Origin of the sequence: Streptomyces sp. NPDC051555, from assembly GCF_044454405.1 — a bacterium.
Taxonomy (GTDB): Bacteria; Actinomycetota; Actinomycetes; order Streptomycetales; family Streptomycetaceae; genus Streptomyces.
The window spans coordinates 201,827-221,024 of the sequence record NZ_JBITDP010000004.1; the positions used below are offsets into that span (position 1 = coordinate 201,827).

Genomic DNA, 19,198 nt, shown 5'->3' on the forward strand with positions numbered 1-19,198 from the left:
CAAGGACGCAAGGGCATGAGGCGACCATGAAGCAAGTGAGCGGGTGGCTGGCGGCGCTGGTGATGGTGGCCGCGGGGATGGTCTTCGTCCCCTTCGGCCTGTACGTGTGGGCGAGCAGCGGGCCCGGTCCCGCCGGGACGGCGGCGCGGCCGGTGGCCGAGGATGTGGCGGTGACGGGCTGCCGAATCGATCCGGCAAGCCATCGGGTGCTGGCCGGGGTCGAGGTGGTGAGCCGGACGGCGCGCTCGGGCTCGTACGTCGTGACCGTCGAGTTCCGCCGGGGCGCCGCGGGCGCCACGGGCGACGCCGAAGCCGCCGACGTACCGGTGCGGTCCCTGGTGAAGGTGGCCGCCCCGCGGCCGGGTGAGGTCGGCCGGGGCGAGGCGGTCGGTCCGGCCTGGCCCGCCGGCGTGGTGCCCTGGTGCGGGGTGGCGGAGGTGGAGCTGGTCGCGCCCGGCGGCTGAGCGGGGGCGCGGGGGACGCCCGGGGCGCGGGGAAGGAGCATGGCACCCGGTCCGAGGCCTCCGCGGCCCCGGACCGGGGCCGTCTAGAGGGCGCCTGCCGGGTCGACGGCGGCGGAGTGCGCGTCCATGCGCTCGGCGGCGAGGATCGCGACGGCGGTGTCGGCGCGCGAGGCGGCGACGAGGAGCGCGCGGGCGGCGAGGTCGTGGGCGCGCTGGTGCAGGGCGCCGCGGTCGGCGTCCCCGGCGGTGGCGGGCCTGCCCTTGATCCGTGCGGGCACGCGGCCGCGCAGCCGGGCGACCTGGCCGGAGATCTGCTCGCCGGCCTCGTCCAGGCCCAGCTCGTCGGTCACGGCGAGGAGGGCGGCCAGGTGTCCTGCGAGCTGGGTGTCCAGCGCTTCGCCACGGCTGCTGTGCGGGTAGTCGGCGCGGCCGCCGCCCATGCGGTGGACCGACTTGGTGCGGATCGGCTCGTACATGAGGGGGCCTCCTGCGGGGTCAGGAGACCATCCTACATTGGATCCGGTCTAAAGTTGAGCTGAATCCGGCTGCGGCTGCCGGTCGGCCCTAATGCTGGCTGTAGCCGTCCAGGAAGGTGCCGATCCGGGTCACCGCGTCGGCCAGGTCCTTCGCGCTCGGCAGGGTGACGATCCGGAAGTGGTCGGGCTCGGGCCAGTTGAAGCCCGTACCGTGCACGACCATGATCTTCTCGGCCCGCAGCAGGTCGAGGACCATCTGGCGGTCGTCCTTGATCTTGTAGACCGAGGGGTCCAGCTTCGGGAAGAGGTACAGCGCGCCCTTGGGCTTCACGCAGCTGATCCCCGGGATCTGCGTGAGCAGGTCGTAGGCCGTGTCGCGCTGCTCCAGCAGCCGGCCGCCCGGCAGCACCAGGTCCACGATCGACTGGCGGCCGCCGAGGGCGGTGGCCACGGCGTGCTGCGAGGGCATGTTCGCGCACAGTCGCATGTTGGCCAGGATCGTCAGGCCCTCGATGTAGGACGAGGCGTGCTGCTTGGGGCCGCAGACGGCCATCCAGCCGGAGCGGTAACCGGCGACGCGGTAGTTCTTGGAGAGCCCGTTGAAGGTCAGGGTCAGCAGGTCCGGCGCGATGGCGGCGGTCGGCGTGTGCGTGGCTCCGTCGAACAGGATCCGGTCGTAGATCTCGTCGGAGCAGACCACGAGGTCGTGGCGGCGGGCGATGTCGGTGAGCCCGCGCAGCATCTCGTCGTCGTAGACCGCGCCGGTCGGGTTGTTCGGGTTGATGATCACGAGCGCGCGGGTGCGGTCGGTGATCTTCCGCTCGATGTCGGCCAGGTCCGGCATCCAGTCGGACTGCTCGTCGCAGCGGTAGTGGACGGCGGTGCCGCCGGCCAACGAGACGGAGGCGGTCCACAGCGGGTAGTCGGGCGCCGGGACGAGCACCTCGTCGCCGTCGTCCAGCAGTGCCTGCATGGACATCTGGATCAGCTCGGAGACCCCGTTGCCGATGTAGATGTCCTCGACGTCCAGGTCGATGCCCTTGGTCTGGTAGTGCTGCATCACCGCGCGGCGCGCGGACAGCAGCCCCTTCGCGTCCCCGTAGCCGTGGGCCGTGCCCAGGTTGCGGAGCATGTCCTCAAGGATCTCGGGCGGGCACTCGAAGCCGAAGGCCGCCGGGTTGCCCGTGTTGAGCTTGAGGATGCGATGACCTGCTGCTTCGAGCCGCATGGCCTCTTCGAGCACGGGCCCGCGGATCTCGTAGCAGACATTGGCGAGTTTCGTTGACTGGATCACCTGCATGGCCGGAGCTTACGGGGCCGGGCGCCACCGCGCTGCGGGATTCGGCCCGCCGGGTGAAGGGTGAATTGCCCTGTTTCGCGGAATGGGCGGGGTGGGGGTGGGCCGCGCCCTTGGAAACGTGGGTGCGCCCGCGTTCCGGCCTGCGGAATGGCGTGGGGGCGGGTGCCGGGCGCGGACGGGTGTTGCGCTCGTCACGCCGGTGCGCGTGGCCGGTCGCCCGGCGGCCCGAGGGGAAACACGCCCTAGAGGACGGCGTACGTCGTCTGCATGAAGCCCGCGTCCAGGACCTTGGCGGCGGTCAGCTGGAGGTCGATGTCCCGGTCCAGGGCGCCGAAGAGGGGCAGGCCCTCGCCGATCAGGACCGGGGCGGTGGTGATGATCAGCTCGTCCAGGAGGCCCTCCCGCAGGAAGGTCTGGATCGTCCTGCCGCCGTCGACGTACACCTTGCGCGCCCCGTGCTCGGTCAGCCCGGCCAGCAGCTCCGCCACCGAGCGGTGGACGGTGACGCGCGGGTCGTCGGTGGTCAGCCCGGTGCTGAGGACCACGACGCGCTTGCCCTCGTACGGCCAGAAGCCGAAGGTGAGGACCTTCTCGTACGTGCGCCGGCCCAGGGCCAGGGTGTCGATCCCGGCCATGAACTCCAGGTAGCCCGTCTCCCCGGCCTGCGCGCCCCGCAGGGTGAGCCACTCGATGTCGCCGTCGGGACGGGCGATGAACCCGTCGAGGCTGACCCCGATGGTCGCGGCGGTCCGGAACGGCCGGCCGGTGGGGGCGGCGCCCGCGGTCGGCAGCTCGGCGGGGTCGATCCGGTAGCTGGTGGGATCGCCGGCGCCGTCGGCGTCGCTCATGAAGGGGTGCTCCTGGAGTCGAGGAACGGCTGTTCGAGCATTGAAGCACGCCGTCGACGGCTGTCGGTGGCCCCTGGCAGCATGGCCCGATGCAGCCGTTGAGGATCATCAAGGGGGACGCGACCAGCCCGCAGGCGAAGGGGCCGAAGATCGTCGCCCACGTGTGCAACGACCTGGGCGGCTGGGGCAAGGGGTTCGTCCTGGCGGTCTCGAAGCGGTGGCCGGAGCCCGAGGTCGCGTACCGGGCCTGGCACCGTGGCCGCAGCGGGAACGACTTCGGGCTGGGCGCCGTGCAGCTGGTGCAGGTCCGGGCGGACGTCCGGGTCGCCAACATGGTGGGCCAGCGCGGCATGCGCACCGGCAGCGGCGGCCCGCCCGTCCGCTACGACGCCGTCGGGCGCTGCCTCGCGGCCCTGGCCGAGCACGCCGTCGTCCTCGGCGCTTCCGTCCACATGCCCCGCATCGGCTGTGGCCTCGCGGGCGGTACGTGGACCCGTATCGAACCCCTGGTCACGGCCGCGCTGTGCGCCCGTGACGTCCCGGTGACGGTGTACGACTTCGACTGAGCGGGCCGGGGGCGGGATGGGGGCGGGCGGCCGCGGGACGGGCGACCCGTCCCCTCAGCGCTCGATGATCGCCAGTGGGATCTCGCGCGCGGTGCGGGCCTGGTCGTCCTCGAAGGGCGGCCACAGGGCGGTCAGCGCGGGCCAGTAGGTCTCGCGCTCCGCGGCGGTGGCCGGGCGGGCCTTGGCCTGGAAGGGGGCCGGGCCCGTCTGGACGCGGACCTCGGGCTCCGCTTCGAGGTTGCGGTACCAGTCGGGATGGTCCGGGGCGCCGCCGGCCGAAGCGGCGACGATCAGGCGGCCCTCGTCCTCGGCGTAGATCAGCGGGGTGCGGGCCGTGTGGCCGCTGACGCGGCCGAGGGTGGTCAGCAGGAGGGTGGGGACGCCGTGCCAGAGGTGTCCGTCGACGCCGCCGGTGGCCACGTACGCGCGTACGTGCGCCAGCTCCCGCTCGCCCCGCGGGTCCGCGGGGTGGTCCCAGTCGGCGTGGGGATTCTGCATGGGCGGGTCCTGCCCTCCGTGGTGCGGGTGCGTGCCGTTCGGTGCGGATGCGAGCGGATGTGAGGGGCTAACGAGGCGCCGCGCGTTCCGTCACGACGGCCGGCCCGTCCCGATGGCCGGCACCGGCACCGGCGCCCCCGCGGGCGGCGCTCAGGCCGGTTCAACCCGCTCGGCCCGCTCGGCCCGCTCGATCAGGACCGCCTCGGTCGGTACGTCGCCGTGGCCGCCCGCGCGGCCCGTCCTGACGGCGGCGATGGCGTCGACGACCTCCCGGCCCTCGGTGACCGTGCCGAAGACGGCGTAGCCGAAGCCGCCCGGGGTCGGGGCGGTGTGGTCCAGGAAGGCGTTGTCGGCGGTGTTCACGAAGAACTGCGCGGTGGCCGAGTGCGGGGCGCTGGTGCGGGCCATGGCGACCGTGTACTTCGTGTTCTTCAGGCCGTTGGCCGCCTCGTTCTCCACCGGGGCCCGGGTGGGCTTCTGGTTCATGTCCGGGGTGAAGCCGCCGCCCTGGTTCATGAAGCCGGGGATGACCCGGTGGAAGATCGTTCCGGCGTAGTGGCCGCTCTCGACGTAGGAGAGGAAGTTCGCCACGGTCGCGGGAGCCCGCTCCTCGTCGAGGTCGATCACGATGGCGCCGAAGTTGGTGGTCAGCCTGACCTTGGGCATGGGGGGTCCGGTCCCTTCTGGGGGCGTGGAGCTGGCGGGAGGAGCGGATCCTGGGTGCGGACCCTGGCGTGGATCCCTGTATGGATCTTCCTTTTAGCTTCGCAGACCTGGCAATACGTGCCAACGGGCAGGGGTGGTCGAGGGGTGGGGGTCGTGCGGAGGAGCGGAGGAGGGCGTGCGGAAGCCCCGGGGGCGGCGCCCCCGGGGCTGCTTCGAGGGGCGAGCTACGGGAGGTAGCGCTCGATGACCGCCGGACCCTCCTTCTCCATCAGCTCGCGCGCCTTTTCGAGCCGCTCCGGAGTCGGGTCCTGTCCACGCGCCATCACGAGGTCTTCGGGGTCGTAGGGCCGCTCTCCGCCGGAGAAGAGCTGGGCCGGCCGGCCGGGCTGCTGGTCCGCGTCACTGTCCATCGGTACCTCCTCCACTGCCCCCTGGCCCCATCCTGCGGCGCCCCGCCCTTGAACGCATGTCGGCCCGCGGGTACGTCGGCCCGCGTACGTCGGCCCGTGCGCGGCGGTCCGTACCGCCGGCGCCGGACGACCTACGCGACGGTCAGTGTCAGCAGCGCCCCGGCCGCCACCAGCGCCCCGCAGATGATCAGGTTGACCAGCTTGTGCTCCATGAACACCGCGACGAACTCGCGGATCGTCGCGCTCGGCCAGAAGTACGCCGCCGTCGGCGACCCGAGCACCTGTCCGTTGACCCGCGCCTTGCGCGCCATCATCGCGGCGCGGAAGGCGTGGAAGTTGTTCGTGACGACCACGCAGCGGTACCCCGGCACGGACCCGGACATGATCCGCTCGCTGAACAGGAGGTTCTCCTCCGTGGTCCGCGAGCGGTCCTCCAGACGCACGTGCTCGGCCGGCACGCCCTGCGCGATCAGCCAGTCCGCCATCGCCCGCGCCTCGGCGACCTTCTCGTTCGACCCCTTGCCGCCGGAGGCCAGCAGCAGCGGGGCCGGGCCGCCGCGGGCCGTCTGGGCCGCGTGGATCTGCATGCCCTTGCGCAGCCGGGACGCCAGCAGCGGCGGCACCCGGTCCCCGCCGATCAGGCCGGAGCCCAGCATCACCACGAAGTCGACGTCACCGCGCACCGTGATCCGCCCGTAGAGGTAGGCGTAGCCGAGGAAGCAGAGGAAGAGGAAGGAGACGTAGAGCGAGACCAGTACCACCGTGGCGACGGGGACGGCGAGCGCGTCCGACTCCGTGGCGAGGGCCAGCGCCGTCAGGACGAGCAGCCCGATGATCGCCAGCCCGGCGAGCAGCGACAGCAGGTTGGCCAGCGCGACGCCCTCCTTGCGGGCCATCGTCACGCCGTTGGCGATCAGGAACAGCGCCAACGCGACCACCCCGAGCGCCGGGACCGCGAGGACCAGCGGGGCCACGAACCGGCCGCTGCCGGCGGGCAGGCGGTCGATCTGGGACAGCACCGCCACCGAGAGGCTGATGCAGGTCAGGCCCAGGTAGACGGCGTTGCGAAAACGCCGCCGGTCCTCGCGGACGCTTATCCAGAAGAGCAGGAAGAACAGGGCAGACACCACGAAGGCGAACATGTCGCACATCGTAGGTGCCGGGCCCGTGGCGGCCGCGCCCGTGGTCGCGGCCGCCGCCCCACCACCGGCGGTCGCCGCGCCTCAGAAGAAGGTGCGGACGAACTCGGTGACCGTCCCGTCCGCCGCCACGACCGGGACCAGCTGCCACTTCTCGAAGATCGTGCAGGGGTGGGACATGGCCAGCCCCACCAGATCGCCGACCTCCAGGTCCCCGGCGCCGTCGGTCTCCAGCCAGGCGTGCTGGTCGGAGAGCTTCACCAGCCGCACCCCGTCGGCCGGGCGCTCCACCCCGTCGAGGGCCCCGCGCACCACCTCGGGCACCGGCAGCCCGAGGTCGTACGCCACGTCCCGCTTGCCGGCGTTCAAGAACGCCTGGGTGGGGGAGGGGCGGGAGACGACCTGGGCCCAGAGCCGGAAAGCGGGGAGCAGCCCGCCCTCCTCGGGCACCCGGTTGAAGGGGGTCAGCTTGGTGTACCAGTCGTGGTCGTGGGAGACGTACGCACCGGAGCGCAGCAGCTTCAGGACCGGCCCGGACAGCGGCGGCAGTTCGGCGAAGGCCTCGGCGACGGCGTCGAACCAGGAGCTGCCGCCCGCGCTCAGCACGATCTCCTCGCCGGGAGCGAGGGCGCCGAAGCGGCCCTCCGCGTCCAGGGCGACGGTGAGGGCGGTCAGGCGGCGGAGCCAGGCGGTGACCTTCGCGGGGTCCGCGCCGGGCACCTCGGCCTCGTAGCCCGCGACGCCGACCAGGCGCAGGGTGGCGGCGTCGGCGACCGCGTCCGCGACGGCGCGGCACTCCTCCTCGGTCCGGGCGCCGGTACGGGCCCCCTCGCCGGCGCCGAGTTCGACGACGACGTCCACGGGGCGGGTGGAGCCCGTCTCCGCGAGGGCCCGGTCCATCAGCTCGACCCCGCGCACGGAGTCGACGTAACAGATGAACCGGAACTCCGGGTCGGCCGCCAGCTCGGCGGCGACCCAGCGCAGGGCGGCGGCGTCGACGAGCTGGTTCGCCAGGAAGATCCGCTGGATCCCGAAGGCGCGGTACACGCGGGCCTGGTGGGGCATGGCGGCGGTGATGCCCCAGGCGCCGTGCTCCAGCTGGCGCTCGAAGAGCTGCGGGGACATGCACGTCTTGCCGTGCGGGGCGAAGGCGAGGCCGTGGCGGGCGGTGTAGCGGCCGAGCACGGCGAGGTTGTGTTCGAGGGCGTCGGCGTCCAGGGTCAGGACGGGCGTGGTGAACCCGCCCGTGTGCAGGTCGCGGCGCTGGGCGGCCAGCTCGCCGACGGTGAGGCCGGCGGCCTCGGCGTCCGGGGGCAGGCCCTTGAAGCGGTGGTCGACCGGTTCGTCGGCGAGCCGCGCGACGGCGTTCACGGCCTTCACGGCCTTCGCGGCCTCCGTGACGTCCGTGGCGTGCGCGTCGTCCGTGGCGTGTGCGTCGTCTGCGGCGGGCCTGGCGGCGTGGGCCGCTTCGGCGGGGGCGTGGGCCATGGGTGCCTCCTCGCGTTGCGGTTGATGCAACGGTCGTTGCCGGTTGTGGCTCCCGCTGTCTAACATCCCGGATGACGGCGGGTCAACGCGGCCCGGCCGCCACACCCGCCACACCCGCCACGCACGCCGCGCCCGGCCCGGGGGCGGAAGACGACAGGGGAGCCGCATGAGCCAGTCGGTCGACCGCGCGCTCGGCATCCTGCCGCTCCTCGCCCGCGGACCGGCGGACCTCGGCGGCGTCGCGCGCGAGCTGGACGTCCACAAGAGCACCGCCCTGCGCCTGCTGCGCACCCTGCACGCGCACGGCCTCGTCTACCGCCAGCCCGACGGCCGCTACCGCCTCGGCGCACACCTCTTCGCCCTCGCCGCCGAGGCCGTCGAGAACCTCGACGTGCGCGAGATCGCCCACCCCCACCTCGTCGAACTCGGCGCCCGCACCGGTCACACCGTGCACCTGGCGGTCCACCAGGACGACGAGGTCGTCTACATCGACAAGGTCGACAGCCGCTACCCGGTGCGCATGTACTCGCGCATCGGCAAGCCCGTCCCGCTGACCGTCGCGGCCGTCTCCAAGGTGCTGCTCGCCGACCTGCCGGAGCCGGAGCGCCGCGCACTGGCGGCGCGCGTCGAGTACCCGCGCTACACGGCCCGCTCGATCCCGGACGCCGACGCCTTCCTGCGCGAGCTGGACCTCGTACGGGAACAGGGCTGGGCGGCCGATCTCGGCGGGCACGAGGAGTCGATCAACTGCGTGGGCGCGCCGGTGCGCGGTGCGGACGGGCGGGCCGTCGCCGCCATGTCGCTGTCGGCGCCCGGCGTGGTCGTCACCGCGGAGGAACTGCTCGACCTGCTGCCGCTGGTGCGCGCCGGCGCCGAGACCATCAGCAGGGAGTACGCGGGCTCCGGCCCGGCCCCGCTGCCCGCGGAAGCCGGAGCGGGGCCTGAGTCGGGGGCCTGAGCCGGGGGCTTGAGCCCGGGGCTTCCGGCGGATCGCCGCGTCGTACGCTCGGGTCCATGCACGTCACCCTGACGGATCACGCCCGATGTCTCTTCGGGGACGAGTACCGAGCGACGCCGCCGTGCGAACGCCGGCACGATGAGGCTTTTTTCATCGAGGAGCTGACCTTCGCCGACGCCGACGCGATCCTGGCGATGCTGCGGGAACTGTGCCCGAACCTGGTCGACGGGTACCTGCCCGTGCGGATCCGCAACCTCGCGTACCGGCTCGTCCTCCTTCAGCGGCCGGACGAACCGGCGCTCATGCGGGAGGCGGCGCGCAGCCTCTACAGCCACGGGCCCGACTGGGACGACGTCGCCGCCGCTCTCGAACGGCGGGCCGACGCCCTGGACGCGGCAGCCTAGGTCCGGTGTCCGACGTTCGACGTCCGACAGCCCGCGGTCCCGCCGGACGGCGCTCATGTCCGACGGGACCGCGGGATGTGTGCCAGGCGTCACCAGGCCCTGCCGGGCGCTGCCGGCGCTGCTAAGCGGTGCAGTACTGCGCGGCCTTGCCGATCGAGCGGTACATGCAGTCGGCGTTCTCCAGGAGTTGGAGCACCGCGTCCTTGTTGCGCGCGGTCTCGCGGTCGATGACCTCGTCGGGCGGGTAGAACCCGCCGCCGCTGCCGGACTCGCCGGGGTACATCTCGAAGGTGTAGGTGAAGATCTTCTGCGAGCCCCACAGCCAGTCGTCGATCGTCCCGTCCGTGATGTACAGGTCGCTCGACTGCTCGGGGGTGTAGCCATTGCTCGCGGCCATGCTGGTGCCGATCTTCTTGTAGACCGCGAGGTCGTCCGCCGTCAGGCCCGGGGCGGTGTCGTTGTAGGTCCAGCCGTACGGCCACAGGACCAGCTGGCTGTAGGTGTGGAAGTCGATGGACGCCTTGATCTGCTGCTTGCCGCCGATGACCCGGCTGCGCACGAAGTCCGCGACCACCTTGACCTCGGGCGCCGACTCGGCCGCCGCGCCGCGGTAGGTCTCGGAGCCCTTGCTGCTGGAGGAGCCGCCGCAGCAGCCCCACTTGTAGTTCCAGTTGCGGTTCTCGTCGGTGCCGACGGCGGAGGAGCCGGAGTTGGGCTGCCGGTTCTTGCGCCAGGACCGGTAGGAGCCGGAGGCGATGTCGTACTCGCCGCCGTCCGGGTTGAGGTCCGGCACGACCCAGATCTCGCGGCCGTCGACCATGCTGGTGATCCGGGGGTCGGTGCCGTACTTGGACCCGAACTCCTTGAGCAGGTACAGGGCCATCTCGACGGTGAGGTGCTCGCGCGCGTGCTGGTGCGCGGTGAAGAGCACCTCGGGCTCGTTCTCGTCGGTCGCGACGTTGTCGCTGATCTTGATGGCGATGATGTCCCGGCCCTCGTAGGACTTTCCGATGACCTTCTTGCTCATGATCGAGGGATAGGCCGCGATGTCCTGGTTGATCTCCGCCGTGGCCTCGGCGTAGTTGTGGTACCGGGAGTCGGCCGAGGGGAAGTCGAAGGGGGCGGCGGCGATGCCGGGCATCGAGCGGTCCGGCGGCCCGGCCAGCGCGGTCAGCTCGTAGCCGCGTGCGCGCAGGGCCTTGGCCTGCATCGGGTCGGCGCTGACGACGACGGTGTGGTCGTCGACCTCGTCGATCGACACGCCGGTCGCGAGCAGCGCCGTACGGTCGGCGGCCGAGGAGGGGCCGTGGATGCGGTACTGGACGATCGCCTCGTCCTGGGTCTGGGTGGAGGGGGTGGGCGGTGGCGAGGCCGTGGCCGCGCTCATGCCGTAGGCGGGTGCGCCGAGCGCGAGCGCCAGCAGGGCCGCCGTGACGGCGGCCCTTCGGCGGGCGTGGAGCCGCATGCGTTCTCCTGGGTGGGGAGTGTGGGGGTAGCCGTGCGGACGCGCACAGCGTCCGCCCGTGGCATGTCCAGGTCAAGAGTCGGTATCCGGTCATGAGCCGGGATCCGGCCACCCCCACAGGTACCCGCTACGGCAGGCCGTGCACGTGCGGACCCACCGCGTTGGACCAAGCGCTACCCGCTTTGGCGTCCCAGTTGGTCGACCAGGTCATCGCACCGCGCAGCCCCGGGTAGGTCTTCGACGGCTTGAAGGACCCGCAGTTCGTGCCCTTGGCCAGGCAGTCCAGCGCGTTGTTCACGACGGTCGGCGAGACGTAGCCGCTGCCCGCGCCGCTGGGCGAGGCCGGCACGCCCAGGCCCACCTGCGAGGGGGCGAGCCCGCCCTCCAGCTGGATGCAGGCCAGCGCGGTGAGGAAGTCCACCGAGCCCTGCGAGTAGACCTTGCCGTCGCAGCCGAGCATCGCGCCGCTGTTGTAGTACTGCATGTTGACGACGGTGAGGATGTCCTTGACCGCGAGCGCCGTCTTGAAGTAGCCGCCCTGGGTCGACTGCATGTCGATGGTCTGCGGGGCCATGGTGAGGACGAAGGACGGACCGGCCTTCTGGGCCAGGGAGCGCAGCGCCTGGGTCATGTAGGTCGGGTTGAGGCCGTTCTCCAGGTCGATGTCGATCCCGCTGAAGCCGTACTCCTGCATCAGGGCGTAGGCCGAGTTCGCCAGGTTGTTCGCCGAGGCGGAGTCGTTGACCGAGATCGTGCCCTTCTCGCCGCCGATCGAGAGGACGACCGACTTCCCGGCCGCCTTCTTCGCCGCCAGGTCGGCCTTGAACTGCGCGACCGTGTAGCCGCCGAGGCCGGCCGAGTCGAGGGTGAAGGAGATGGCGCCGGGCGTGGAGGTGGCGTCGGCGAAGGACACCGCGATGATGTCGTACTGCGCCTGGACGTCGGAGAGCTTCTGGACGGTCGCGCCGTTGTTGAAGTTCTGCCAGTAGCCGGTCAGCGCGTGCTTGGGCACGGACGGGTTCGGGCCGGGGTCGCCCCCGCCGCCGGTCGTGGTGCCGTTGACGGGCGCCGAGCGCGGACCCTCGCCCGCCTGGTTGTACGCGCTCACCTGGAGGGAGTACGTCGTGGACGCGGCCAGGTTCTGGAGCTGGGCCGAGGAGGCTCCGGTGACCGTCTTGACCCGGACGCCGTCCTGGTAGACGTAATAGCCGGTCGCGCCGCTGACCGCCCCCCACGAAAGGGTGAGCGCGTTCTGGCTCTGGCCGGAAACCGCGAGGGCGGCCGGGGCGCCGGGGACCGAGGGCCCCGGATCGGTGCCGCCGCCCCCGTCGGGGCCGAAGACGCTGAAGTCGTCGGCGTAGTAGGCGCTCTGGCCGTACCAGCCGTGGGTCCACACGGTGACCTGGGTGGTGTTCGGGCCCGTGGCGAAGGTGGTGGACAGCTTCTGCCAGCCGGAGCCCGAGCCGGGGGTCCAGGTGGAGACGTCCTGGGTGCCGGTGCCGGTCGCGCCGAGGTAGACGTACGAGCCCTGGACCTGCGTGCTCAGGGTGTAGGTCGAGTTCGGCTTGACCGTGACGCTCTGGCTGCACTGGGCGTTGTCCTGGCCCGCCGGGGTGGCCTTGAGGGCGCCGGTCCCGGCGAAGACGGGGGAGGGGACGGCCGCGCCGCTGGAGCCCGTACAGCTCCAGTTGGACAGTCCGGACTCGAAGCCGCCGTTGCGGGCGACGTTCACGTCGGCGGCCTGTGCGGTGCCGGCGGCGAGGGCCGTGAGCCCGGCTGCCGTGAGGGTGGTGGCGCCCAGCAGGGCGAGCGTGCGCATGCGTTTCACGGAGGACTCCGGTGGGGGGAGTGGGACGGCGGGGATGGGGGAAGGCGAGGGGGAGCGACGGCGGCGGGGCAAGTGGGGTGCCCCGTCGTCGCGTTGGCGTCAAAGGTGGTAGCCAAGTTGGTCCAGACCAATCCCCGTGTCAAGGGTCTTTGCAATGTGGCCGGAACTGGCCAGTCGTCAGTTCCTTGTTGTCCCGGTTTCCAGCCACCTGTGACACGTGCCCGCGGCACGGGAATCGACAAGCCCCTGCCCCGCCAGGGAGGACGCGGATATGGTGCTCGAGCAGGAGGGAAACGCGTCGGTCGTTTGCGGTCGCGCAGCATGCGCGCGGACGCGCCGGACCCGTGAACGTCCGTGGCGCACGGGGTGAACAGGGGGATTCGCGTGCCGACCGCCATCGCTGTCACCAGTGCCGATCTGGTGCTGCCCGCCCCCGACCGGCACACCCCGGCGGGCGTCGTGCTGCACTCGCCGGAGCAGCTGGACCTGGAGGGCGCGCTCGCCGAAATCACGGCCCTGTTGGAGCGTCACGGGCACGTCGTGGCCGTCGTGCCGACCTGGTTGCCGGCCGCCACGGTCCGTCGGCTGCACACCGTACGGGCCATCCTGGAAAGCGACCGGATCGCGCTCATCGGCACCGATCTGCCGCCGCTGGCCACCGCTCTGCTGGTGCGTCAGCTGCGCCAGCTGAGCGTGTGCGATTTCAGTCCCGGAATCATTGCGTCCGCCGCTCGGCTGCTCTCCCACTACATCTACGCGGGCGCCCTCCTGGGCAGCGTGGCCAAGCTCGACCGGGTGCCGGTCGGCCTCAAGGCGCACGCCAGGTCCTGGAGTCCGAACGCCCAGTTCGCCGTACTGGCCAACCCCGAGCCCCACCTGGTCAAGCTCGGCGGTTCGGGCGGGGGCGGCGGGGCGCACGGCGCCGGGGGAGCCGTCCTGCCCCCCGGGCCCGGCTTCGCCACGCACCTCACCTTCGCCCGCGGTCAGCTCGCCTCCGACTGGGTCACCGCCGAACTCGCCCCCGCCTGGCAGGTCCAAGGGGTGATGGAGAATCCGCTGCCCGCCGACTCGCCCGCCTGGTGGGCCACCGGCAAGCTCGTCGAATTCGCCGCGGCCATCCCCGACATCGCCATGCTCTACCAGCTGGTCGCCTCCGTCCGCCGCGAGCAGTGCCGCTGGTGCGGGGCCGAACTCATCGGCGACCGCTGCGGATTCTGCGCCGCCCCGCTCGTCGCCCCCTCCGTCGCACCGTCCTCCGCTGCACCGTCCACCACCGTCCCCGGAGCCCGCTCCGCGGGCGGCCCCGCGTCCCGTCCCAGATCCTGACCGGCCCGAACGAAGAACGACGAGGTAGTCCCGGCCATGAACTCACGCCAGCGCCGCGGCGTCATCCTGCTGCTCCTGTCGGTCCTGTGCGCCCTCGGCGCCATCGCCGGGGTGCTGATGGTGATCGGCGACGTCAACTCGAAGGTCGGCCCCGAGGTCGTGGCGTACCGGGCCAAGGGCGACATAGCCCCGTACAGCCCGCTGAACGCGGGCCAGTTCGAGGAGATCAAGATGCCCAAGCGCTGGCTCTCGACGACCGCGATCACCGACCTGGGCGCCGTCCGGGACAAGATCGCGCTCACCACCCTGCGCAAGGGCTCCCTGCTCCAGAGCGACATGGTCGTCGACAAGCCGCAGCTCCAACCCGGTGAGCAGGAGATCGCCATCATGATCGACGCGGCGACCGGAGTGGCCGGAAAGATCTACTCCGGTGCCAAGGTCAACATCATCGCCACCTTCAAGGGGGCCAAGGACAACGACCCAGCCCGCTCGGTGATCATCGTGGCCAACGCCCGCGTCATCAACGTCGGCAAGCTGACCTCCCTCGACAAGGACAGCAGCCGCACCGGACCGGCCGAGGTCGTGCCGATCACCTTCGCCCTGAACACCAAGGACACCCAGCGCGTCGCCTACGCCGAGTCCTTCGCGGCGCACGTCCGCCTGGCCCTCGTGGCCCCCGGCGCCGAATCGGCGCCCGCCCCGAGCGATCGCACGTACACCCTCGACGGGGACAAGTGAGGCCCGGATGACCACCCGAATCCTCCCGGCGGTCGGTGACCCGGAGGCCGCCCGCTCCATCATCACCCTGCTCAGCCAGCTCCCCGAGGCGGAACCGGCCGCCCCGGTGCCGGACTCCACCTCGCTCCTGGACACCCTGGCCCGGCTGGCCGCGGAATCCCTCGACGAACTGCCCGAGGTGGTGCTGGTCCACGAGCGGATCGGCCCCGTCCCGGCCCTGGAACTCATCCGGGACGTCGCCCTGCGCTTCCCGGCCGTCGGCGTCATCCTGGTCAGCTCCGGAGCCGGCCCCGGCCTCTTCTCCGCGGCCATGGACTCCGGCGCGCGCGGCCTGATCGGGCTGCCGCTGGCCTACGAGGAACTCGCCGCCCGCGTCCAGGCCGCCGCCCAGTGGTCCGTGGGCGTACGCCGTCACCTGGGCCGCGGCCCCGACGTGCTGCCCGGCCCCGGCGGCCGCGTGGTCACGGTCACCGGAGCCAAGGGCGGGGTGGGCGCCACCTTCACCGCCGTCCAGTTCGCGCTGGCCGCGGCTGCCGCCGGGCGGCGCACCGCGCTGGTCGACCTGGACCTCCAGGCCGGGGACGTGGGCTCCTACCTCGACGTGCAGTTCCGGCGCTCCATCGCCGACCTCGCCGGGATCCAGGACATCTCGCCCCGGGTGCTCCAGGACGCGGTGTACGACGACCGCACCGGCCTCGCCCTGCTGCTGGCCCCCGGCGAGGGCGAGCGCGGCGAGGAGGTCGACGAGCGGGCCGCCCGCCAGGTCATCGCCGCCCTGCGCGGACGCTACGACCTCGTCGTCATCGACTGCGGCACCCAACTGACCGGCGCCGGCGCCACCGCCGTGGAGAGCGCGGACGTGGCGGTCCTGGTCACCACGCCGGACGTGGTCGCCGTACGTGCCGCCAAGCGGATGGTGCGGATGTGGGAACGGCTCCAGATCCGCAAGGCGGAGGAGACCTCCCTGGTCGTCAACCGCTGGACCAAGCACACCGAGATACAGCCCTCGCTCATCCAGAAGATCACCAAGACCCGGGCCACCCGGACCCCGGTCCCCGCGGCCTTCAAGGAGCTCCAGGCCGTCGTGGACGCGGGCCGCGTCCAGGACCTCGACAACCGCTCCACCGTCAAGCAGGCCCTGTGGACCCTGGCCGGGGAGCTGGGCCTGCTCGCCGCCCCGGACGCCGACGAGCCGCCGCCGACGCCCGGCGGCGCCCTCGCGGTGCGCGCGGGCGGACCGGTGGCCCGGTTGCGCGGCGGCGACCGCGGCGCGGTGGGCCCGTGGCGGCGCCGGGCCGGGGAGGGCTGAGGGGTGCGCGCCGGGGGGCGTGCGCGACGTACCGCGGTCCGCGATCGGGGGACCGGGGGGCCGGGCGGCGGCGGACGCGGGTACCGCGGCCGGGTGGATCCTTGCCGGGGTGACCGCGGGCAGGTGGCCATCGAGTTCCTGGGGACGGTGCCGCTGATCCTGCTGCTGGTGGTCGCGGTGTGGGAGTGCGTGCTGATCGGCTACGCCTTCTCGCTCGCGGGCAACGCGGCGGACGAGGCGGCGCGCGCGGGCGCGGCCCGCGGCGACGGCGCCTGCGCGGCGGCCGCGGGGCGGCACATCGGCGGCGCCTGGCGGATGACCTCCAGCTGCCGGACCTCCGGGGACCTCTACAAGGCGACCGTCACGCTCAACCTCCCCGTGCTCTACCCGGGGTTGAACATCGGGGTGCCCATCGTCGGCGAGGGCGGATCGGCCAAGGAGAGCGCGCGGTGAGGAGGGGCGAGGTGAGGAGGGATGAGGTGAGGAACGCGATGAGGTTCCCGAGGAGGGGAGCGGGGCGCGGGCTCCGCGGCGACCGGGGGCAAGTGGCGCTGGAGTACATCGGTTTCGTCCCCATCGTGCTCTTCGTCGGGCTCTGCGGCATCCAACTGGGCTGGATCGGCTACGTCCACGAGCAGGCCGACACCGCAGCCCGTACGGCCGCCCGCGTGGAAGCCCGTTACGGCGAGGGCGGCGAAGCGGCGGGCCGGGCCGCGATCAGCGGCGGCCTGGCCTCGCGCGCGCGGGTCGTGGTCTCGAAGAACGCCGATGCGGTGACGGTGACGGTGACGATCTCCGTCAATTCCATCGTCCCCGGGCTGAGCGTGCCCGATGCCACCCGCACCGCGATCATGCCCAACGACGACCCGAAGGTGACCGGACCATGAGCCTGCGTTCCCGGGTCAACACCCCCGACGACCGGCACGGCCCGCGCGAGGACGGCCGTCTGGTCTCCGCGTACCGCGCCAAACTGCTGGAGGAGATCGACCTCGCCGAGATGTCCGCGCTCGCGCCCGCCGAGCGCCGGGCGCGTCTGGAGCGCGTGCTCGGGCACATCATCAGCCGCGAAGGCCCGGTCCTGTCCACCGCCGAGCGCGCCCAGCTGATCCGCCGGGTCGTCGACGAGGCCCTCGGTCTCGGCGTGCTCGAACCGCTCCTCGAAGACCCCTCCATCTCCGAGATCATGGTCAACGGACCCGACCAGATCTTCGTCGAGCGCGGCGGCCGGGTCGAGCGGCTCCCGCTCCGCTTCGCCTCCCACGACCAGCTCATGCAGACCATCGAGCGGATCGTCTCCACCGTCAACCGCCGCGTGGACGAGGCCAATCCGATGGTCGACGCGCGGCTGCCCAGCGGCGAGCGCGTCAACGTCATCATCCCGCCGCTGTCGCTGACCGGCGCGACCCTCACCATCCGCCGCTTCCCGCGCGCTTTCACCCTGCACGAGATGATCGGCCTCGGCTCGCTCGACGAGCAGATGCTGCTGCTGCTCTCCGGGCTGGTGCAGGCGAAGATGAACGTGATCGTCTCCGGCGCCACCGGCACCGGCAAGACCACCCTCCTCAACGCCCTCTCGGGGCTGATCCCGGAGGGCGAGCGCATCATCACCATCGAGGACTCCGCCGAACTCCAGCTCCAGCAGCCGCACGTGATCCGCCTCGAATCGCGACCGGCGAACGTCGAGGGCAACGGCCGCATCACCATCCGCGACCTCGTCCGCAACTCCCTGCGCATGCGCCCCGACCGCATCATCGTCGGCGAGGTCCGCGGCGGCGAGACCCTCGACATGCTCCAGGCCATGTCCACCGGCCACGACGGCTCGCTCGCCACCGTCCACGCGAACAGCTCCGAGGACGCCCTGATGCGCCTGCAGACCCTCGCGTCCATGTCGGAGGTCGAGATCCCCTTCGAGGCGCTCCAGGACCAGATCAACAGCGCCGTCAACGTCATCGTCCAGCTGACCCGCTTCGGCGACGGCTCCCGCCGGATCACCGAGATCTCCATCCTCGACTCGCACGGCCGCGAACCGTTCCGGATCACCACGGTGTGCCGCTACGCCGCCCAGCCCCCGGGGCCCGACGGCCGCGTCCTCGGCTACTTCGAGTACCGCCCCCTGCCGCGCCGGATCGCGGACCGGCTGTACATGAACAACCAGCCGGTCCCGCAGGCCTTCGGCGTCGCGACGACCGGCGGCGGCCGGCCCTACGAGGCGCACCAGCCGCCGTACCAGGCGCACCCGCCGCAGTTCGAGGCGCAGCAGCCCCAGTTCGAGGCGCAGCAGCCGCCGTACCCGGCGCAGCAGTCGCCCCACCCGGCGGCGCTCCAGCCGCCGTACCCACACGATCCGCTCGATCCGCTCGACCCCCGGACCATCCTGTGAACGCTCTCGTGCTCCTCACCCTCGGAGCCACCCTGCTGGCCGGCCTGCTCGTCGTCCTCGGCGCGCACGCCTACGCCGCCGGACGCGCCCAGCGCGCGGCCCTCGTCGAACGGCTCACGGCGAGCGGCGAGCCCCCGCCCAGCGGCCGCAGGCGCCGCTTCCCGACCCTCGACCGCAGACTGCGCACGACCTCGTTGGGCCGCCGGATCGAGCAGAAGCTCGCCACGACCGGACTCGACCTGACACCGGGCGAGTTCCTCGTGTACGTACTGGCCGCCGTCACCGGGGTCTGGCTGCTGTCCGCCGCCTTCCTCGCGCCCTTCTTCGGCCCGGTCGCGGGCCTGATCGGCATCTGGGCGGGCAACGCCTTCCTGAACTGGCAGCGGGCCCGGCGCACGGAACGCTTCATCAACCAGCTCCCCGAGCTGGCCCGGATCCTGGCCAACGCCACCCAGGCCGGCCTCGCCCTGCGCACCGCCATCGGCATCGCCGCCGAGGAGCTGGAGGCCCCCGCCGGCGAGGAGCTCTCCCGCGTCGCCGACCGGCTGGCGATCGGGCACTCGATCGAGGAGGCGCTGGGGGAGATCGCCGAGCGGCTGCCCTCGCGCGAGCTCGTCGTCCTGGTGTCCACGCTGGTGCTCTCCGCCCGCGCGGGCGGCGCGATCGTGGGGAGCCTGCGCAACCTGACGGTGACCCTGGAGCAGCGCAAGGAGACGCGGCGCGAGATCCGTACGCAGCTCTCGCAGGTCACGGTGACCGCCTACCTGGTGCCCGCGATCGGACTGGCCTCGCTGCTCCTGGTGGACGCGATGATGCCGGGCGCGCTGGACCGGATGACCGGCGCGTTCATCGGACAGACCGCGGTGCTCGTCGCGCTCGGCCTCTTCGCCCTGGGTTTCGTCCTCATCCGCCGCCTGTCCAAGATCGACGTGTGA

21 protein-coding genes are annotated in these 19,198 nt (G+C 72.3%); 11 read left to right on the top strand and 10 right to left on the bottom strand.

From position 1 onward, the window contains the following. Nucleotides 1-26: 26 nt before the first annotated feature. Complete coding sequence (locus tag ACIBEA_RS12015) at nt 27-464, top strand: hypothetical protein (protein WP_399259716.1); 438 nt, start codon at nt 27-29, stop codon at nt 462-464. Nucleotides 465-547: 83 nt separating this feature from the next. On the opposite strand, the gene ACIBEA_RS12020 is transcribed toward ACIBEA_RS12015, so the two are convergent. The 3 genes from ACIBEA_RS12020 to ACIBEA_RS12030 form a co-directional block, all read right to left on the bottom strand. After that, complete coding sequence (locus ACIBEA_RS12020; protein WP_399259718.1) at nt 548-940, bottom strand: hypothetical protein; 393 nt, start codon at nt 938-940, stop codon at nt 548-550. A gap of 88 nt (nt 941-1,028) precedes the next feature. Then, the gene (locus ACIBEA_RS12025) at nt 1,029-2,240 is read right to left on the bottom strand and encodes a pyridoxal phosphate-dependent aminotransferase (protein ID WP_399259720.1); all 1,212 of its coding nucleotides are present in this window, start codon (nt 2,238-2,240) and stop codon (nt 1,029-1,031) included. Nucleotides 2,241-2,482: 242 nt separating this feature from the next. Then, nucleotides 2,483-3,088 carry a dihydrofolate reductase family protein gene (locus ACIBEA_RS12030; protein ID WP_399259722.1) on the bottom strand — a complete coding sequence of 202 codons (606 nt, stop codon included), beginning with the start codon at nt 3,086-3,088 and terminating at the stop codon, nt 2,483-2,485. An 89-nt stretch (nt 3,089-3,177) separates the two neighbouring features. Here ACIBEA_RS12030 and ACIBEA_RS12035 point away from each other — a divergent pair, with 89 nt between their 5' ends. Beyond that, complete coding sequence (locus ACIBEA_RS12035; RefSeq protein ID WP_399259724.1) at nt 3,178-3,654, top strand: macro domain-containing protein; 477 nt, start codon at nt 3,178-3,180, stop codon at nt 3,652-3,654. 54 nt (nt 3,655-3,708) lie between these two features. Here the strand turns inward: ACIBEA_RS12035 and ACIBEA_RS12040 are convergent, their stop codons facing one another. The 5 genes from ACIBEA_RS12040 to ACIBEA_RS12060 all read right to left on the bottom strand — a co-directional run bounded on the left by ACIBEA_RS12040 (nt 3,709) and on the right by ACIBEA_RS12060 (nt 7,855). Further along, entirely contained in the window at nt 3,709-4,152 is a 444-nt protein-coding gene (locus tag ACIBEA_RS12040) for a nitroreductase family deazaflavin-dependent oxidoreductase (protein ID WP_399259726.1), read from the bottom strand. A gap of 150 nt (nt 4,153-4,302) precedes the next feature. Then, on the bottom strand, nt 4,303-4,818 hold the full coding sequence (locus ACIBEA_RS12045) for a peptidylprolyl isomerase (protein ID WP_399259728.1): 516 nt from the start codon (nt 4,816-4,818) through the stop codon (nt 4,303-4,305). Nucleotides 4,819-5,042: 224 nt separating this feature from the next. Then, nucleotides 5,043-5,228: a hypothetical protein gene (locus tag ACIBEA_RS12050; RefSeq protein WP_399259730.1), complete on the bottom strand. Its 186-nt coding sequence runs from the start codon at nt 5,226-5,228 to the stop codon at nt 5,043-5,045. 131 nt (nt 5,229-5,359) lie between these two features. After that, the gene (locus tag ACIBEA_RS12055) at nt 5,360-6,370 is read right to left on the bottom strand and encodes a YdcF family protein (RefSeq protein ID WP_399259732.1); all 1,011 of its coding nucleotides are present in this window, start codon (nt 6,368-6,370) and stop codon (nt 5,360-5,362) included. 81 nt (nt 6,371-6,451) lie between these two features. Next, nucleotides 6,452-7,855, bottom strand: a complete 1,404-nt coding sequence (locus ACIBEA_RS12060) for an amino acid deaminase (RefSeq protein WP_399259734.1) — start codon at nt 7,853-7,855, stop codon at nt 6,452-6,454. A gap of 166 nt (nt 7,856-8,021) precedes the next feature. Between ACIBEA_RS12060 and ACIBEA_RS12065 the strand changes: the two genes are divergently transcribed. Beyond that, a complete protein-coding gene (locus ACIBEA_RS12065) occupies nt 8,022-8,813 on the top strand; it encodes an IclR family transcriptional regulator (protein ID WP_399259736.1) in 792 nt (263 codons plus the stop codon). A gap of 56 nt (nt 8,814-8,869) precedes the next feature. Further along, a complete protein-coding gene (locus ACIBEA_RS12070; RefSeq protein ID WP_399259738.1) occupies nt 8,870-9,217 on the top strand; it encodes a hypothetical protein in 348 nt (115 codons plus the stop codon). Between the two features lie 121 nt (nt 9,218-9,338). Here the strand turns inward: ACIBEA_RS12070 and ACIBEA_RS12075 are convergent, their stop codons facing one another. Next, the gene (locus tag ACIBEA_RS12075; protein ID WP_399259740.1) at nt 9,339-10,682 is read right to left on the bottom strand and encodes a M14 family metallopeptidase; all 1,344 of its coding nucleotides are present in this window, start codon (nt 10,680-10,682) and stop codon (nt 9,339-9,341) included. A 127-nt stretch (nt 10,683-10,809) separates the two neighbouring features. Continuing rightward, nucleotides 10,810-12,501 (bottom strand): chitinase, encoded by a 1,692-nt coding sequence (locus ACIBEA_RS12080; protein WP_399260137.1) that lies wholly within the window; start codon nt 12,499-12,501, stop codon nt 10,810-10,812. A gap of 393 nt (nt 12,502-12,894) precedes the next feature. Between ACIBEA_RS12080 and ACIBEA_RS12085 the strand changes: the two genes are divergently transcribed. From ACIBEA_RS12085 to ACIBEA_RS12115, 7 genes are all read left to right on the top strand, one after another. Continuing rightward, entirely contained in the window at nt 12,895-13,836 is a 942-nt protein-coding gene (locus ACIBEA_RS12085) for a hypothetical protein (RefSeq protein WP_399259742.1), read from the top strand. A 36-nt stretch (nt 13,837-13,872) separates the two neighbouring features. Next, nucleotides 13,873-14,574 carry a Flp pilus assembly protein CpaB gene (cpaB, locus tag ACIBEA_RS12090; protein WP_399259744.1) on the top strand — a complete coding sequence of 234 codons (702 nt, stop codon included), beginning with the start codon at nt 13,873-13,875 and terminating at the stop codon, nt 14,572-14,574. 7 nt (nt 14,575-14,581) lie between these two features. Then, nucleotides 14,582-15,883 carry a CpaE family protein gene (locus ACIBEA_RS12095; protein WP_399259746.1) on the top strand — a complete coding sequence of 434 codons (1,302 nt, stop codon included), beginning with the start codon at nt 14,582-14,584 and terminating at the stop codon, nt 15,881-15,883. Between the two features lie 123 nt (nt 15,884-16,006). Next, nucleotides 16,007-16,336: a TadE/TadG family type IV pilus assembly protein gene (locus ACIBEA_RS12100; RefSeq protein ID WP_399259748.1), complete on the top strand. Its 330-nt coding sequence runs from the start codon at nt 16,007-16,009 to the stop codon at nt 16,334-16,336. Between the two features lie 38 nt (nt 16,337-16,374). After that, nucleotides 16,375-16,770: a TadE/TadG family type IV pilus assembly protein gene (locus ACIBEA_RS12105; protein ID WP_399259750.1), complete on the top strand. Its 396-nt coding sequence runs from the start codon at nt 16,375-16,377 to the stop codon at nt 16,768-16,770. After that, on the top strand, nt 16,767-18,263 hold the full coding sequence (locus ACIBEA_RS12110; RefSeq protein ID WP_399259752.1) for an ATPase, T2SS/T4P/T4SS family: 1,497 nt from the start codon (nt 16,767-16,769) through the stop codon (nt 18,261-18,263). Before ACIBEA_RS12105 ends, ACIBEA_RS12110 begins: the two co-directional genes overlap by 4 nt. Beyond that, nucleotides 18,260-19,198 (top strand): type II secretion system F family protein, encoded by a 939-nt coding sequence (locus ACIBEA_RS12115; protein WP_399259754.1) that lies wholly within the window; start codon nt 18,260-18,262, stop codon nt 19,196-19,198. Before ACIBEA_RS12110 ends, ACIBEA_RS12115 begins: the two co-directional genes overlap by 4 nt.

Bases quoted from the DNA above. Each gene is read 5' to 3' on its own strand.
- ACIBEA_RS12080 (WP_399260137.1), bottom strand. From the start codon at position 12,501: ATGCGCACGCTCGCCCTGCTGGGCGCCACCACCCTCACGGCAGCCGGG.
- ACIBEA_RS12050 (WP_399259730.1), bottom strand. From the start codon at position 5,228: ATGGACAGTGACGCGGACCAGCAGCCCGGCCGGCCGGCCCAGCTCTTC.
- ACIBEA_RS12020 (WP_399259718.1), bottom strand. From the start codon at position 940: ATGTACGAGCCGATCCGCACCAAGTCGGTCCACCGCATGGGCGGCGGC.
- ACIBEA_RS12075 (WP_399259740.1), bottom strand. From the start codon at position 10,682: ATGCGGCTCCACGCCCGCCGAAGGGCCGCCGTCACGGCGGCCCTGCTG.
- ACIBEA_RS12025 (WP_399259720.1), bottom strand. From the start codon at position 2,240: ATGCAGGTGATCCAGTCAACGAAACTCGCCAATGTCTGCTACGAGATC.
- ACIBEA_RS12035 (WP_399259724.1), top strand. From the start codon at position 3,178: ATGCAGCCGTTGAGGATCATCAAGGGGGACGCGACCAGCCCGCAGGCG.
- ACIBEA_RS12030 (WP_399259722.1), bottom strand. From the start codon at position 3,088: ATGAGCGACGCCGACGGCGCCGGCGATCCCACCAGCTACCGGATCGAC.
- ACIBEA_RS12040 (WP_399259726.1), bottom strand. From the start codon at position 4,152: ATGCAGAATCCCCACGCCGACTGGGACCACCCCGCGGACCCGCGGGGC.
- ACIBEA_RS12060 (WP_399259734.1), bottom strand. From the start codon at position 7,855: ATGGCCCACGCCCCCGCCGAAGCGGCCCACGCCGCCAGGCCCGCCGCA.
- ACIBEA_RS12055 (WP_399259732.1), bottom strand. From the start codon at position 6,370: ATGTTCGCCTTCGTGGTGTCTGCCCTGTTCTTCCTGCTCTTCTGGATA.
- ACIBEA_RS12045 (WP_399259728.1), bottom strand. From the start codon at position 4,818: ATGCCCAAGGTCAGGCTGACCACCAACTTCGGCGCCATCGTGATCGAC.
- ACIBEA_RS12070 (WP_399259738.1), top strand. From the start codon at position 8,870: ATGCACGTCACCCTGACGGATCACGCCCGATGTCTCTTCGGGGACGAG.
- ACIBEA_RS12105 (WP_399259750.1), top strand. From the start codon at position 16,375: ATGAGGTTCCCGAGGAGGGGAGCGGGGCGCGGGCTCCGCGGCGACCGG.
- ACIBEA_RS12110 (WP_399259752.1), top strand. From the start codon at position 16,767: ATGAGCCTGCGTTCCCGGGTCAACACCCCCGACGACCGGCACGGCCCG.
- ACIBEA_RS12095 (WP_399259746.1), top strand. From the start codon at position 14,582: ATGACCACCCGAATCCTCCCGGCGGTCGGTGACCCGGAGGCCGCCCGC.
- ACIBEA_RS12015 (WP_399259716.1), top strand. From the start codon at position 27: ATGAAGCAAGTGAGCGGGTGGCTGGCGGCGCTGGTGATGGTGGCCGCG.
- ACIBEA_RS12065 (WP_399259736.1), top strand. From the start codon at position 8,022: ATGAGCCAGTCGGTCGACCGCGCGCTCGGCATCCTGCCGCTCCTCGCC.
- cpaB (WP_399259744.1), top strand. From the start codon at position 13,873: ATGAACTCACGCCAGCGCCGCGGCGTCATCCTGCTGCTCCTGTCGGTC.